The sequence below is a fragment of the Mesorhizobium sp. M1A.F.Ca.IN.020.06.1.1 genome (assembly GCF_004023265.1).
Classification (GTDB): Bacteria; Pseudomonadota; Alphaproteobacteria; order Rhizobiales; family Rhizobiaceae; genus Mesorhizobium.
Window position 1 is genome coordinate 1 of the sequence record NZ_RZSR01001663.1, and the last position, 608, is coordinate 608.

The window sequence follows — 608 nt, forward strand, 5'->3', positions numbered from 1 at the left end:
CAACTGGTGCAATGTTGGTTTGGAGGATCGAGATCGTGCCATTCGTCAGTATCGGCGGCATTACGTTGCACCATCGCCTTATCGCCGGGACGGCTTCTGCGCGCCCGATCATCTTCATCAATTCGCTCGGCACCGACTTGCGGATCTGGGACGATGTCGTCGCACGGCTTGCCGGTGAGATGCCGATGCTTGTCTATGACAAGCGCGGCCACGGACTTTCCGACATCGGCAGCGGCGTGCGCTCGATCGACGACCATGTCGACGATCTGAGCGCGCTCATCGACTGCTTCGGCTTCCAGAAGGTCGTGCTTTTTGGCCTGTCGGCCGGCGGCATGGTCGCGCAGGGGTTCTATGCACGGCGGCCCGAACTCGTCGAAGCGCTGATCCTCAGCGACACCGCGCACAAAATAGGTACCGCCGAGAGCTGGAACAGCCGCATCGCGACGGTCGAGCGTGACGGCATCGAGGTGATTGCCGATGGCATCATGAAGGTGTGGTTCACGCCGGATTTTCATGCCAACCGCGCCGCCGAGCTTGCTGGTTGCCGCAACATGCTGACCAGGCAGGCGCTGCCGGGTTACATCGGCACGTGCATGGCGGTTCGCGAT

Annotated in this window: 1 protein-coding gene; it reads left to right on the plus strand. The window is 61.7% G+C overall.

Annotated features, from left to right (window positions below; translation table 11 throughout):
- Nucleotides 1–11 precede the first annotated feature (11 nt).
- The coding region (locus EOA60_RS36220; protein ID WP_245502723.1) for an alpha/beta fold hydrolase at nucleotides 12–608 on the plus strand (597 nt) is incomplete at its 3' end.